Here is a 14,646-nt window from a genome sequence, read left to right on the forward strand (position 1 = left end):
CAGTGCGACTCTCCTTCGTCATGGCTTCGCAGGTACCACTTGCACGGGCGCGTTCGGCGTCTCGCCATACATCGCCGGCTCATACATCGCTTCGACGCGCGTGGGCGGCGTTGCGAACTTGCCCACGTTGTTCAGACGCACCGTGTACTCGATCCGATGCTGCCCCTTTGGCAGGTAGTCGTAATACGCACGATAGGCGTCTTGCGCTCTTTCCTCAAAGGCTGGCATGGCGCCTTCGCTCTTTTCGCCTTGCGTGGCAATAACGGAGTCACGTCCCAGCCCGCCCCCCAGCACCGTCGCCCCGCCGGGCAGCGGATCGCTCACCACGACCCAGCGCATATCGGCTTGCGCGTCGATATCCAGACGCACACGCAATACGGCACCACGCACGAAACTGTCACCCGAGCGCTCCGCGGCGTCTTGCACCTGCACGCTGCGCGTCACCCGATAACCGGCCGCGAACGGTGCCTTGAGCGGAACGGCGGCCAGACTCTGGATCGTCGCCCACGGTTTGCCCGCCCCGGTTTGCTCGAGACGCAAGACATCGCGCGCACTGTCCGTTCCGGCAGCGGCATGGCTCAGCCACGGCAGCGAGACGGCCGGCGGTACGGTGCCAGCCTTGAGCTTGTCCCAGTCGACCGTTTGCACACCGCCGTTCGTCTGGTTGTCACGCTGCCACTGGATGGCGGTCTGCCCCGTCGGCGTGTCACGCTCGAATCGCGCAGAGAACCGATCCACCGCCAATCCACCCCACACATTGGCCGTGGTCGTCGACCACGCCCCGCGCGATTGCAGCCCCAACAACCCGATCACCAGACGCGGCATCTCGTCCTTCCAGGCCGGATTCGCGTTCATCAGCAATGCCAGACGCGCGGCGTTCGTCTCGGGGCCGACCATCAGCCACCAGAGTCCGTCGCTCCCCTGCGTTGAGAAGCCCACCCGCGTGCCCTGATACGACAATCGCGCACGCAGGATCTGCTCGGCTTGCGCCAACCGCTCGGCGCGTTGTGGCGCGTCGGGCAAACGTTGCAGGATCGCGTACCAGTCGATGACTGCCGATGTTGGCCAATCGTTCGGGGCGATAGTGAGCGCACTGAGCATGCGCGCGTTTGCCCGACCATAACGCGACAACGCTTCGATCGCGGTGAGCTTGCGCAACGTCAGGTCGTCGCGCGGCGCCCAGAAGCGACGCGTGAGACGCCCTTCCACGAACGCCGTCAGGCCGTCCTCCATGCGCGCCAGCGCGTCGTCCGGCAGCACGTATGCCGGATCGAGCGCCTTCGCTTCATTGCTGACGGCCAACAGATAAGCGGTGAGCGTGTCGCTGCCCTGATTCGCGAAGCCTTCTTGCGGCGGGAAGTAGCTCGCCAGGCCGTCTTCGTCGAGATACGACGGCAGCATGCCCGTCACCCGCTTCCACTGTGCGACATCGCGCAAGCCAAGTGCTTTCGACGCTTGCTGCTCCAGACAGGCATACGGATACAGCTCGAACCAGCGCTTCACGCCCGGCAATCCCTGCGACAAACGCGGTTGCATGCTGATGCGTACCCCGCCTCTGAGCTTGCCGGTGCTGTCGGCCACAGCGCCCGCCGGGGGTGCCATCGGCAAGGTGAGACTGCCTTCGACCTGCGTCAGCACCGATTGCTGAACACTCGCCGGCAACGACGGCTGGATGTCCTGCCCCACCTTGATCGCGTCGCTCGCCGCAGGTGCGCCACCGGCCGCCGGGGCCTGCGCACTGACCTCCCACAACAATCGTTGAGCGCGCGTGTCGGCCAGCCCGGCAGGCGCCGTAACCTCCCACGCCACTTCACGCGACTCGCCTGCCGGCACATCGACGCGTTGCGGTGCCAAGGTCAGTTGGGTTACCCGGGCGGTCAACTGCACCTGCATGGCGTGTTGGGTGGTATTACGCACGGTGAACTGGGCACGATAGTTGTCGCCCTCGCGCACCAGGGGCGGCAATCCCGAGATCAGTTGCAGATCCTGCGTGGTGCGAATGGTCGCCGTGCCCGTGCCGAACCAACCCAGCGCTTGCGCACCCGGTCTGCCGTCATCGGCCACCGCCACGATGCGGAAGCTGGACAGCGAGTCGTTGAGCGGCACATCGACACTCGCCTCCCCCTTATCGTCGAGCACAACGCGCGGCTGCCAGAGCAATAGCGTGTCGAACAGCTCGCGCGTCGGACTCTTGCCCCCGCCGCCGCCCGCTGGCACCGCCTTGCGGCCGTAATGCCGGCGCCCGATGATTTCCATCTGCGCAGTTGCGGTGGTCACGCTGTAGCTACGGCGTTGCCACATGGCATCGAGCAAGGCCCAACTCGTGTTCGGCGCCAGTTCGAGCAGTGCCTCGTCAACCGCGGCAACGGCCACTTCCGAACCTGCCGCGACGGGCTTGCCATCCGGTTGTGTCACTTTGATGCGCACCTTCGCATGACCTCGTACCGGGTACGTCGGGGCATCGGGTTTCACTTCCACCCCCAGACGCTGCCCGGCCGTGCCCACGCGTAATTCGGTCAATCCGAAGCGATAGGCCGGCTTGCCCAGATCCACCAGTCCCGTCGGCGCCTGATACTCCCGGCCCTCGTACCAGAAGGCCCGGAACCACTCCATCGGCTGCTTCCAGCCCCACTGGAAGAACGAATACCAGGGCACTTCATGGATACGGCCTCGCACCGCCAGCACCGACACATAGACGTTCGGTCCCCACGACGAATCGACCTTCAGGGAAATGTTCGGGTCCTTGCCCGAGATCTCCATCGTGCGCGTCTCCATCACGCCTTCGCGCTCGATCGCCACCAGCGCGGTCGCCGAGCGGAACGGCATGCGCACCTGCAACTTGGCCGTCTCGCCCGGCTCATACGCGCGGCGCTCCGGCAACACGTCCATGCGGTCAGTGTTGTCACCGCCGAACCAGACCTCACCGCGTCCGGTCACCCACACACTCGTGGTCGAGGTGCTGAGATTGCCCTTGTCGTCTTTGGCCTGAGCCACGAGCGTGATCTCGCCCGGCTGTGAAAGCGAGACGTCGCACGAGAGCAGACCATGCTCGTCCGTCTTGCCGCTGCACACGTTTCCGAGATCCTTCACCTCGGTACGATTGTCGTAGGCGTAGAAGCCCCCCACCATGCGCTTGCGGCTACTGGTGGTAATGCGCGCCTCGGCACGCACATCCATGGCGACGCCGGCCTTCGGCTTTCCCTGCAAATCGAGCGCAAGCGCCTTCACGGGCAGCTTGTTCGTGACCGATACCCAGCTCTCGCTGCGAACGCCCGTTATCAAATTCGCAGGCCAAAGGGTGGCGTTACCGCGTAGCGTCTGAATCTCGCCATTCGGGTCTGCGAAGCTCGCTTCAAGCACCAGGTCGCTCGGTCGCTCGACCTTCGGCAAATCCTTGAGCGTCAGACTGCCCGCCCCGTTCCGATCCAGTACCAGTCGTTGCTTGTCGGCCACCAGTTTCTGGTCGCTCGACCCCGAACTCTCGTCATTGCCCTGATCGTCGTCATCGGCCCCCGCCTGTGCCGACGGCGGACGATAGGGGGTAAAGCTGAAGTCGTCGTATCCGTCGAACGTCATATCGCGCACACGCAACAGCGCAGAGACGCGTACTGGCAAATTCCCGGCAGGGCCCCCTGCCACATAGTTCACCTGCACGTTGACCGGCGCTTCCGTCTTGTTGATAAGCGGCGCCTTCACCGCATCGCGCACGCCGATCGATCCGGCCAACACCGGCAGGCGGAATGCCTCCACACGGAAGTGCCCGGCGTCCAGAGACGACGGATAGGTCTTCGGCCTCGAATCGGTATCGGTGTAGTCGAGCGTTACCGCATACTCGCCGAGCTTCGCGCCCGGCGGAATCTGGAAGCTGTTCTCGGCCAACCGTCCGTTGCGCCACTTGATCGGCTGTGTGTAGGTTTGCCCAGAGCCCTGATGCGTGATCGTCAGTTGAGACGGCAGGCTCGCCGGCAGTGCCAGCCCTTGCATCGTCTCCTGACGAATGAAGTGCTTCATCGACACCGTTTCTCCCACGCGGAACAGCATGCGATCAAAGACTGTCTGTGCACGCACGGTCGGGCTGCTACCCCCATCGGTCGGTACATGGAAGCGCCACGGCTCGATGCCGCGATCCCAGTCGGACGACACGAACGCCATGTCGGGATCACTCCCTTGGGTGCGGGCGACAACGAAATAGCCCGAGCGCATGGTCTTCTCGCAATACCGGTATCGCTCGAGCGCCTTGTCGATCTTCGCCACGCCCGTCTTGTCCGTCACCGCGCTGGCAACCTCGGTACCGTCGCAATCGAGCACCCGCACCTTCGCATTGGCGACCGGCTGGCCTTTGTCGAGCGTCGTCACCCATGCCACGGCATTCTCACGGCCCATCTTGAAATGCACGCCGAGATTCGTGACCAGCACCGTGGTACGCACGTACATTGGCAGCGACTTGCCGAGCAGCGCCGCCCCGAGCGACGGCGAAGCCAGTTCCACGACATAGAAGCCCGGCTTCTGGAATGGAATACCGACCACCTCGAAGGGACGCGGGTCCTTCTCCTTGGGCACAGGCAAAGTCAACGCCTGAACGCCCTGCAATCCCGACAGCAACGACAGGCTGCGCGTGTCGTAACGCGTAACCTTGTCCTCGACGATGACCGCCGCATTCGGCCCGAAGGTGTCTTTCGCCGCCGGCGCACTCAGAATCGACGGCATCTCCTGCGCAATCTGCTTGCGCGTCATCGTCGTTTCATCGAAGCGACGCACGCGCGACATCCAGTTCATGACCTCGGCATCGTCATCCACACGCAACTGCAACGTGCGGCCGCTCTCGCCCGCCTTGGCCGCCTCGCCAGCGACACCCAATCCATTGATCTGCAATGCGGGCTCGACCTTGCGCAACGTGACCGGCAACATGGGCGGCATGCCGGGCTCGGCAAAACGCTCCACGATCCCGAACGGTGCGGCCGCAAACTTGGCCAGCGGCGGCATGGTCGCGGTCTTCGTCTTCAAAGGGAATTCGCTGGCGTTGTCGAGCGCACGGCCGCTGTCGTCCGCGAATCCCTTCGGCAGGGCAATCGTCAACTCGGCTTTTTCGGGAAACGGCGCGTCGAAGGTGACCTCGCTCACGCTTGAGGTGCGGTCCGAATCGCTGAACTTGGGCGAGCGCTCCGCCCCGGCGCCCTGCACACGAATCTTGGCCGCCATGTCTCGGGCGACCGGCGAGTTGAACGTCAGACGCAGCGGACGCAGCGGCGTGCACGGCGCGTTGGCGTTTTCACGCTCGCAACTGAAGCTTGCGGTAAACAGCTCGCGCACGTCGTACTCGAAGCGTCGCGCCTGCTTGGTCGGCACGCCCGACGGCGTGCTGATGCCCGCGCCCCACACCAGGTGCATCTTCGTCCCCGCAGCCAGTGTGCGGTTGCATTGCAGCATGACCACACGGGCGGCCTGCTTGTCGAGATTGAATCGCTTGATGAGCGCGGTGCGCGTATCGCCTTCGATCCATTTCACGCCGATACGCTCGCCCACCCCTTCCGTTTCGCACCAAGCATTCTGACGCACGCTGGCGGGGGTGGCCGCGCCGTTCAGCGTGAGGATGAAGATCTGGTTTTCGTCGATGGCACCATACGACGGACGGATAGACGTGACGGCCGGGCCGCCCGTGTTGAACGCATAGCGAGTGGTGCCCGACAGCGCCGTGCCGGAGACGGCAGACAAACCGCTGCGCATCTCGACCGAACACTTCGCGCCCGGTGGCAGCGATTGCTTGAAGTCATAGACCCAGATCTTCGGTTCGAGCCAGTGACCATCGCCGGTGAGCGCGGTATCGGAGCACCTCACGGTGGCCGGTGCCTGCGCGCGCGGATCGCCCGCCGGGACGATGGCTTCGTCGAATTTGACGACCACCTGATCTACGCTGGCGACCTCCCCCTGCGGACTCACGCTCACAACACGCGCCGCTTGAGCAGGCGATGTCACGAGCATTCCAAGACACAGCGCCGCCCACGCCATCGGCGCGGTCAGCCAGACGTGTTGTGTTCGGCTATGCATGCCGGACTCCTCCCGAATTCTGGTGAGGCGATTCTAACCCGCGATCTTTGGCAATTCGAACCGTTTCTCTTCAGACCGGCATCCGTTGTGTGGTTCGGCACGATATTTCGGATTGACGATGCGGGCGTGTCGGAATCGTCTGCGTTGGGTTTGCGAAGCCGCCTATGTCACACTGGCATCTTCCTGCGTTCGCACCGTACATGCCTCATGTCCATCGCCTTTCTCCATCCGAAAAAGAACGCGCTGGTCTATCTGATCAAGATTCTCAGCGGTTCGCTGATCGTCTGGTTCGGCCTGCGTGCCGCGGGCTTCCCCGAGCCGTACTGGGCGATGATCTCGCTGATCATCGTGACGGAACCCGACCCGTTGCAGGCGCGCAGCAATTTCCGGGCGCGCTCGATCAACACGATCACCGGCGCCATCGTGGCCTGTATCGTCTTGCTGCTCATAGGACCGGGATTGCTTGCGATGCTCGTGGGCATCACCATCGCCACACTGGCCGCCATGCTGGTGCAGAACTACCCGGCCAACTGGCGTCTGGGGCCGGCAACGGTGGTGATTCTGATGTCGGCGGCGCTAAGCGGACAGGGGCAAGGGCTGCACGAAGAACTGAGCCTCGCCATGCTGCGCGTGATTGAAGTGCTGGTCGGCTCCACCGTCGCGCTGATCCAGTCGTTGATCTACGGACGTTTCGTGAAGCCCTGGCTGATGCCCGCCGACTGACTCGAACGGATCGGAACGGGCTAATGCCCCCTTGGCCCACCGTGCATTGCATCGGTCAGGCGTATGGGCGGTGGCCGACAAGCCGGGTCGGTCCGGAATGCCAGGCAAAATAAGCGAAATAGCGAGGTGGCGCAGCAAAGCGGCGCGCCGCCGCCGCCTCAACGTTGCGTTTGCTTAGGTACCACGTAGTGCAGCGGCAGGGCATTGCTGCGCTTGAACGCGCTCAACACAATGTTCGAGCGCACATTCTCCACGCCGGGCACCTGCATCAGCCGTTTCATCACGAACGTCGACAAGGCGTTCAGATCCGGCACCACGATGCGCAACAGGTAATCGGCCTCGCCAACCACCGCGTGACATTCGAGCACTTCAGGCAGCAGATCGATCTGCTCCTGAAATTTCTCGATGGCCTGATCGCCGTGATGTTTCAGACGCAGCGAGGTGAATGCCGTCACCGCCAGGCCCAATGCCTCGGGCTTCAGAACCACGCGATACCCCTCGATGATCCCGTCCGACTCAAGTCTTTGCAGGCGGCGACCGATCTGCGACGGTGAGAGCGCCACGCGCTCCGCCAACTGGTGATGCGTTTCCCGACCGTTCCTCTGCAACTCGTGCAGCAGAGCCAAATCGAACTGATCCAGATCAACCATGACGATTCTCCGCAACAAAGTATATTTTTATGCGAAATTCACGCAAACGTCTTTCACCACAGGCGCATTATGCGCCCATTTCGCATGCGATGCGCACTACACTTTTCATCATTACCACTGCTTGAATGAGTCGTTCGTATCATGTCCACTACCGCCATGCTCAAGGAGCAATTCGACGCCGGTCTCACGACCCGGCCCGACTTCACCATCGATCAGCCCGTAGCGCAATACGGCGCGATCGATCATGCGGTGTGGCAACAACTCTACGCGCGACAAACGGCCATGCTTCCGGGCCGCGTGTGCGATGCCTTCATGGACGGCATTCGCGCTCTCGACATGGACGCGCATCGCGTGCCCGAGTTCGCCCGTCTGAATGAAAAACTGATGGCGGCAACCGGCTGGCAAGTGGTGGCAGTGCCCGGTCTCGTGCCGGACGAGGTCTTCTTCGACCATCTCGCCAATCGCCGCTTCCCGGCCACCTGGTGGATGCGCCGTCCCGATCAACTCGACTACCTGCAAGAACCCGATTGCTTCCACGATGTCTTCGGTCACGTGCCGTTGCTCGTCAATCCGGTGTTCGCCGACTTCATGCAAGCCTACGGCAAGGCCGGCAAGGTCGCTCAGTCGCTGGGGGCATTGCCGCTACTCGCACGTCTGTACTGGTACACGGTCGAATTCGGTCTGATGCGTGACGGCGACGGCCTGCGCATCTACGGCGCCGGCATCGTCTCAAGCCGCGGCGAGACCGAGTTCTCGCTGACGTCGCGCGAGCCGAATCGCATCGGCTTTTCGCTCGAACGCGTCCTTCGCACGCAATACCGCATCGACACTTTTCAGCAGACCTACTTCGTGATCGACGACTTCGCCCAATTGTTCGACGCCATGCGCGCCGACCTGCCCACGCTGTTCAAGACGTTCGCCGAGCAGCAGGCATTCGAGGCCAATGCCCGTCGTCCCGAAGACACGCAAATTCTGTTGACGGCATGATGGCATGGCCCGGTTCGCGCCGGGCTATGCCGTCCCTTTCGCCCGTCCCCCATCTGATTTCGCGCAATTCGTCGTTTGCGCATCGCGCTTTCAGATAGGGCTCACGCACACACGACGCCCGCCTGTGGAACAATAGCCCGAATGAACCGGCAACCCTGCCGATTCATGGGCACTGTGCCCGGCTCAGCCGATCATCCTCCTGACGCCGCGCACAGTCATCGCTGACGCCAGTCCGGCGCCAGCGGACTCGAATCTGCCCGATTTGCACTGAACGCTTTGAAAGGAATGCCATGACAACACGACTCTCATCCGAGGCACGCGCCAGCCTGACCGAAGTGCTGCCCGAGTGGCACCAGGTGGTCGGACGCGACGCCATCCAACGCAGCTTCACGTTTCACGACTTCAACGAGGCCTTTGGCTTCATGGCACAGGTCGCGCTCAAGGCCGAGAAGATGAACCATCATCCGGAGTGGTTCAACGTCTACAACCGTGTGGACATCACCCTCTCGACGCACGACGCCGACGGATTGACGCAACGCGACGTCGACCTGGCACTGGCCATCGATCAGTTCGCGGGCGATCGCGCCTCAAGCTGACCCCCGCCTGACGTCTTGCTGCCCCCAAGTCACCGAATTCGGGGCATATCCCTCAGCATCGGACGGCATCGCGGCCAGCCATCACGCGACGGCCCGATCCGCACCGATGCCGACATTCCGCGCCCGGTCATCCCTGTTCCCTATGCCGCCGATCCTGCCCGACGCGCTTAGCGCTTCGGCGCGAGCAGCGTGCCGCGGCACGCCTTGCTACCACAGTGGCAGGCGTATTCGCGTTTGAGTTTCTTTGTGTAACGAGCGTCGATCACCAGACCGTAATCGTAGAACAGCTCTTCGCCCGGCTCGATCTCGCGCGTGGCGTAGATATAGACACGCTCGCCTTCCTCGCGCGCTTCGCAGTTCGGCGAGCAGGCATGATTGATCCAGCGGGCATTGTTGCCGTCGACCTTGCCGTCGATGCAACGACCGTCTTCCAGACTGAAATAGAAGGTGTGTGTCGGGTGCGCCGGATCATGAGGATGGCGGCGCAGGGCCTCGCGCCACGAAATGATCTCGCCCTTGTATTCGATCACGCGATCCCCTTTCTTGAGACGCTTGACCGCATACACTCCCTTACCGTGGACGCCGGACTTCCTGACTTCGATTCTGCGCTTGGCTGCCATCTCTATGCGACGAGGTTTCGTGGATACAAAAAAGCGCAGTGTACAGGCACGCGACGTTCATGTGCATGACAACGCGCGACGAAAAAAAACGTCACCCGGTACCGGATGACGTTCTCCCCCCTCGTTCGCGCCGATTGTGCGTGACGAATGCCGGTCGGTTGCTCAGACTTTGCTGTACAGCTTCCAGACCTTGCGTTGTGTAGCGATGTCGGCTTCCTCGTGCGCGTTGCAGTCGAGCGGAAGACGCGAATCGTCATACGTCGCGTTGAAGTGATTGCAGTGATATTGACCTTTGCCGCGCGCCGACACCTCGAAGTGGCTGCACGTCAGGCACATGCGCTGCGGCGGCATGTCGCCCCGCTCCTGCATCGTGAAGATCAGTTTGACGAGTGTGCGATAGAGCGAAGCACATTCCTTCTCACCGAGCGAGTCCGACGCCGAGGTCAGGAAATTCGGCCATTGCGACGCCTTCTTGGCGGCCGTCTTGCCGCGTGCCGTCAAACGCAGCGCCAGGGCGCGACCGTCGTTGGCATCGCGCCGTTTCTCGACAAGCCCTTTACTTTCCAATGTGCTCACGGCCTCGCTGACCGTGGCCGATGTGAGTGCGGCATCCTCCGCAATCTCGCCCAATCGCATCGGCACGCCGCGCATGAGCAGGAGCGTCAGAATCTCGCCCTGCGTCGGCGTCAATCCAGCCATTGCCGCGCCCTCCCAGGCGTGGCTCCGTAACGCGGTTCCCATGCGCAACAAACCTGCTGTTACGCGCTTGGACAGCGCTTCATCTAGTGGGGTCGGAGTAGCCATGATTTTCGTTAGGATTTCTAAAAACTATACGTCAGTAAAACAGCTTGTCAAATAAACTCACGGGCGGTGCATCACACGTCTGCATATTGCTTTCCCTTCATTTCGGCGCCCCGCCCGGGGGAAACCCTAAGCCACTTCCGTGTTGATACGCGACGGCGAGTCGCTGTTGAACCCGCCGTCCCACCTTGATTCCATTGTGTGTTCTGAGTTGAATTTTGGCGTATCAGTTCTTGTACTGATCTCCCAAATCCTACTCACGATGTTTACAAAATATTGGTGTCCTGCGCACTCGTGGTGCGAAGCGTTATCTCTCGAAAAATATTTCGCATCCCATGCGAATTACACCGGGCGCTGAACAGGTGTAACGCTCAGCCGCCTCTCGAACCGCGTCGCACCCCACATCATTTCGCTCGACGCCCGCAAAGCCCCGCAGGCGCTCGCTCGCAGACCGTCACACCGCGTTGCATCCATCTCGGGCTCGCTTTCCGCCTTCCGGAAATTCCCTCGATCTTCGAGATATTCCTTCGCGTTGCACGCTCACCCTACCCGCGCCATCGCCTTTCCGCGTTTCGGATAGAACGCAAATGATTTGAAACACAACCGCCAGTCGTCATCGGCCGGTGGCAGAGTTGCGCAAAAAAGTTGGGGGAAAACGCTTCGGCACGTCCGCAGGTGACACCTTCGGGACACGCGAATTGAAGAATTTGACGGTATCGGCGATTTCGCTCGTTACGGCCAACAAAACCGGCATCAGTCACTTCTTGCACCACATGCGGTAAGTCACACATCAGGGTGGGCGAGATTGTAGCCGCGAACCCATCGCCCCACGCAAGAACATCAAAATTATCCACAAAACCCCGTTTTCGGGGGTGTCTTGCACAAAATTTAGGCGCCTGTGGATAACTTTCTGGATAACTTATCGGACTACATGTGCATGGGTTCGGGATAACTTGCGAATCTTTCCACAGGGGGTCAAAACTGTTCAGAGTTGTTCCTGGGATACCCGCTGTTTTTCCATCCAGTTTTCATTCGGGCAACTTTCTGTTTACACGGCGTTAACTGTGGTTATCCACAGGAATGGGCTGCCTTTGTTAACTACTACTATGTATACATACAGTAAACCTATTAAAACCTTAAAACCTGGCTACGAGCGACGCGAAAACCGGAAAACCTGCTTCGCCTGAACAGTGGAAAACGCAGCGCTCGCGATGCGTAATCCGGGCCTTGCCAAGGGGTTCTGGCCGGTTTGCGGCATTCACCGCGAAGGTTGTCGGCCAAATGCCTCAAAACCCGGTGCTACAAACCGTGCAGGCAATAAAAAACCCCGCCAAGGCGGGGTTTCCAAACACCGATCGCATAACAACGGGCATTGCCAAAAGCAAACGGCCCGAATATGGCGCCGTTTGCCGTGGCCTCAGGTCATGCGGCCCATCGCAAGCATTGCTGCCGAACCATTTCGTTGAGAGACTTCGCGTCGGCGTTTACCTCGCGCAGCCACACGGCGTCGTTCTTCCCGGAAGCCACGAGCTGACGAATCTCTTCGCAGGCCACTTCGGCCTCCAGCACGGCAGCATGCGGCTTGATAGTCTCAAGCGTTTGCGCCACGTGCTGCCCCAATGTGGTGCGTTCACCCGTCTGCGGGTCCACGTAAGCACCGTCCAGACCGAAACGGCAGGCCTCAAAGCGATTGAACGTGTAGACGAGGTAATCGTCTTCGCTCAGCACAAACGGACGCTCCTCGAGCAGATAACGGGCCAAGGATTGGATGTAGCAGGCGATGGCGGCCGCGCGGTCGACCGACAAGGGGGTATCCATGACTCGCACTTCGATCGTCCCAAAACCCGGTTTAGGACGGATATCCCAGTAGAAGTCCTTCATGCTTTCGACAACGCCGGTTTTCACCATCTTGTCGAAGTACGTCTCGAAGTCTTCCCACTTCAGCACGAACGGCGCACGGCCCGAGAGCGGGAACGCGAACACAGAGTTGAGCCGCGCCGAGTGAAAGCCCGTGTCAACGCCCTGCACATACGGCGAAGACGCCGATAGCGCAATAAAGTGCGGGATATAGCGAGACATTGCATGAAGCAGATACAACGCGCTGTCCGGGTCCGGGCAACCAATGTGGACGTGCTGACCAAACACCGTGAACTGCTTGGCGAGGTAGCCGTAAAGCTCGGACAGGAAGTGGAAACGCGGCGAGTCGTAGATCGTGCGTTCGCTCCAGCGCTGGAAGGCGTGTGTGCCGCCACCGCACAGGCCGACGTTGAGTTGCTCGCTCGCTGCCACCAGCACATCGCGAACCCGCCGTAGCTGGGTGACGGCATCGCTGTGATGGTGGCAGATGTCCGTCGACAACTCGATCATGCTTTCGGTCATTTCCGGCTTGATCTCGCCCGGATGTGTCTCCTTGGCCACGAGCCGCATCAGATCGGCCGCCGCTTTCGTCAGATCGTAATCGTGACGATTGACGAGTTGCATCTCCAGCTCAACGCCGAAAGTACACGGCTTCGAGGGAATGAATTCTTCTAATGACATGGCTTAATCCTTCCGTTCACCGACAAGGGCCAATGCCCAATAGACCACCAGCGGCCCAACCAGTTGCAGTACGGCAATGGCACACATCACCACGGCCTTGAGCATCGGGTCGAACTGCGGATAGATGTCGTAAGTGTCGGCAACGAGTACGAACGCGAGACTGGCCATCGGGCACAACGACAACCCGAGCGCGATGGCCTGCTTGTAACTGATACCTGCCTGATGGGCGACGGCAACCGTGCCCACCACCTTGGCAAGCGAGCGCACGACGATGATCGCCAGCGCCGCCAACCCGCCGATCACGAGGTATTCCCACTGGAACGCCAACGAGGTCAGCACGAACAGCACGACCGCAAGCAACCAGCCTGCCGTGCCGAAGTACGCGGGCCAAAGCTGCGGACGTTCCTCGACATTGCGGAAAATGATCCCGGCGAGGAGCAGCGTGAGCGAATTCGGCAGCTTGAGCATATGGACGAGCGCGACCATCAGCATGATCAGGCCGATGAGCACCACGAAAGCGTGATGGTCCTGGCTGCCGAACTTGCGAAACACCAGATTGCATGCCTTCGCCAGAACGAACGCCAGCACGATCGAGCCGATCAGCAGATACAACGGGTGGAACAGCACGACCCAGAAGCTCGAGTGATAGGCCTGGTGCATCCAGCCGTAGACCAGCTTCACCGCCACGACCGCGTACACACTGTTGAGTGCGGCGAGCGCCAGCAAACGCTCCGTCACCTGCCCTTCGGCACGCAATTCGTTTTTAAGCTGGATCACCACGGCGGGCGATGTCGCCATACTGATCGAGGCGATCAGCACCGCCGTCAGGGGCGAGACGCTGAAGACTCGTAGCACGGCATACACCGCCACGAACGTGAGCAAGGCTTCAAGCGCACTGGTGACGATGATCCACGGGTTCGCCCGCATCCATTTCAGATTGAGGCGACTACCCAATTCGAACAACAGCAGGCCCAGCGCCAGGTCGATCAACAGCCGAATGGCCGCGCTCGTTTGCGCGTCCAACATCGAGGAAAGACCCAGGGTGCCACCGACCAGCCCGACCACGGCGTAACCGGTAATGCGCGGCAGGCGCAATTTCCGGAAACAGATTTCCCCGGCGAGTCCGGCAAATACCAATGCCAGCCCGGCGAAGAAAACGGGATCGGGCGCCGGCGGCCAGCCCGGGAAAAGGGACAGTTCCGACGTCATTAATGCTCGCTTTGCGCCGCTTGACGGCGCATCAAGTGGTGAAAAGGAAAGAATGTCGCGCGCGGGGTTGCAGATGAAGGACAAATGCGCGACGAACCCGAAGGGTTGGGTTCATTTTGCCACACTCGGTTTCTGACGATTTCAAACGGCCGTCCCGTTCGCTTCAAGCCCGCCGCACGGGCATGCTCGCGCAAGGAGGGTTTCGCTGCCTGCTGAACAAGGAGACCCCGGGTTTTGGTGGCTGGGTATCCGGAAGGGGGCGGAAAGTACGGGGGCAAGCGCCAGAGGCGCGTCGCCCCCGCATGGGGCGGGCCTTTGACCCATATAGGGTCAGATTCGAATTGTTAAGCCGTCCCCACTTTTCGGAGTTGGACGGCATCTGCCCTTTCGGGCACAGGCAAGCGGGAACGTGGATTACGGTGACGGGGGTTTTGACTGCCAATCCGGGGCCAGGCAGTCGCAGCGCGGCAAGGGATG

At 61.3% G+C, this 14,646-nt stretch carries 9 protein-coding genes; 3 read left to right on the plus strand and 6 right to left on the minus strand.

Annotation, left to right across the window (positions count from 1 at the left end):
* Positions 1 to 18 precede the first annotated feature (18 nt).
* Entirely contained in the window at positions 19 to 6,045 is a 6,027-nt protein-coding gene (locus tag PI93_RS24545) for an alpha-2-macroglobulin family protein (protein ID WP_052240460.1), read from the minus strand.
* 207 nt (positions 6,046 to 6,252) lie between these two features.
* On the opposite strand from PI93_RS24545, the gene PI93_RS24550 reads away from it, so the two are divergent.
* On the plus strand, positions 6,253 to 6,768 hold the full coding sequence (locus PI93_RS24550) for an FUSC family protein (protein WP_039373189.1): 516 nt from the start codon (positions 6,253 to 6,255) through the stop codon (positions 6,766 to 6,768).
* Positions 6,769 to 6,926: 158 nt separating this feature from the next.
* On the opposite strand, the gene PI93_RS24555 is transcribed toward PI93_RS24550, so the two are convergent.
* Complete coding sequence (locus PI93_RS24555; RefSeq protein ID WP_039373193.1) at positions 6,927 to 7,418, minus strand: Lrp/AsnC family transcriptional regulator; 492 nt, start codon at positions 7,416 to 7,418, stop codon at positions 6,927 to 6,929.
* 141 nt (positions 7,419 to 7,559) lie between these two features.
* Between PI93_RS24555 and phhA the strand changes: the two genes are divergently transcribed.
* Positions 7,560 to 8,405, plus strand: coding sequence for a phenylalanine 4-monooxygenase (gene phhA, locus PI93_RS24560; protein ID WP_167525558.1), 846 nt, complete (start codon positions 7,560 to 7,562; stop codon positions 8,403 to 8,405).
* A gap of 290 nt (positions 8,406 to 8,695) precedes the next feature.
* Positions 8,696 to 9,001, plus strand: a complete 306-nt coding sequence (locus tag PI93_RS24565; protein WP_010806643.1) for a 4a-hydroxytetrahydrobiopterin dehydratase — start codon at positions 8,696 to 8,698, stop codon at positions 8,999 to 9,001.
* 167 nt (positions 9,002 to 9,168) lie between these two features.
* Here PI93_RS24565 and PI93_RS24570 read toward each other — a convergent pair whose 3' ends face one another.
* From PI93_RS24570 to PI93_RS24585, 4 genes are all read right to left on the minus strand, one after another.
* Positions 9,169 to 9,621 (minus strand): SET domain-containing protein, encoded by a 453-nt coding sequence (locus PI93_RS24570; RefSeq protein ID WP_039373199.1) that lies wholly within the window; start codon positions 9,619 to 9,621, stop codon positions 9,169 to 9,171.
* Positions 9,622 to 9,783: 162 nt separating this feature from the next.
* Complete coding sequence (locus PI93_RS24575) at positions 9,784 to 10,425, minus strand: MarR family winged helix-turn-helix transcriptional regulator (protein WP_039373201.1); 642 nt, start codon at positions 10,423 to 10,425, stop codon at positions 9,784 to 9,786.
* Positions 10,426 to 11,844: 1,419 nt separating this feature from the next.
* Entirely contained in the window at positions 11,845 to 12,960 is a 1,116-nt protein-coding gene (locus tag PI93_RS24580) for a YbdK family carboxylate-amine ligase (protein WP_039373202.1), read from the minus strand.
* Between the two features lie 3 nt (positions 12,961 to 12,963).
* A complete protein-coding gene (locus PI93_RS24585) occupies positions 12,964 to 14,169 on the minus strand; it encodes a cation:proton antiporter (RefSeq protein WP_039373203.1) in 1,206 nt (401 codons plus the stop codon).
* Positions 14,170 to 14,646: the final 477 nt, after the last annotated feature.

Source organism: Pandoraea fibrosis (genome assembly GCF_000807775.2).
Classification (GTDB): domain Bacteria; phylum Pseudomonadota; class Gammaproteobacteria; order Burkholderiales; family Burkholderiaceae; genus Pandoraea; species Pandoraea fibrosis.

Bases quoted from the DNA above. Each gene is read 5' to 3' on its own strand.
- phhA (WP_167525558.1), top strand. From the start codon at position 7,560: ATGTCCACTACCGCCATGCTCAAGGAGCAATTCGACGCCGGTCTCACG.
- PI93_RS24585 (WP_039373203.1), bottom strand. From the start codon at position 14,169: ATGACGTCGGAACTGTCCCTTTTCCCGGGCTGGCCGCCGGCGCCCGAT.
- PI93_RS24580 (WP_039373202.1), bottom strand. From the start codon at position 12,960: ATGTCATTAGAAGAATTCATTCCCTCGAAGCCGTGTACTTTCGGCGTT.
- PI93_RS24575 (WP_039373201.1), bottom strand. From the start codon at position 10,425: ATGGCTACTCCGACCCCACTAGATGAAGCGCTGTCCAAGCGCGTAACA.
- PI93_RS24555 (WP_039373193.1), bottom strand. From the start codon at position 7,418: ATGGTTGATCTGGATCAGTTCGATTTGGCTCTGCTGCACGAGTTGCAG.
- PI93_RS24550 (WP_039373189.1), top strand. From the start codon at position 6,253: ATGTCCATCGCCTTTCTCCATCCGAAAAAGAACGCGCTGGTCTATCTG.
- PI93_RS24565 (WP_010806643.1), top strand. From the start codon at position 8,696: ATGACAACACGACTCTCATCCGAGGCACGCGCCAGCCTGACCGAAGTG.
- PI93_RS24570 (WP_039373199.1), bottom strand. From the start codon at position 9,621: ATGGCAGCCAAGCGCAGAATCGAAGTCAGGAAGTCCGGCGTCCACGGT.
- PI93_RS24545 (WP_052240460.1), bottom strand. From the start codon at position 6,045: ATGCATAGCCGAACACAACACGTCTGGCTGACCGCGCCGATGGCGTGG.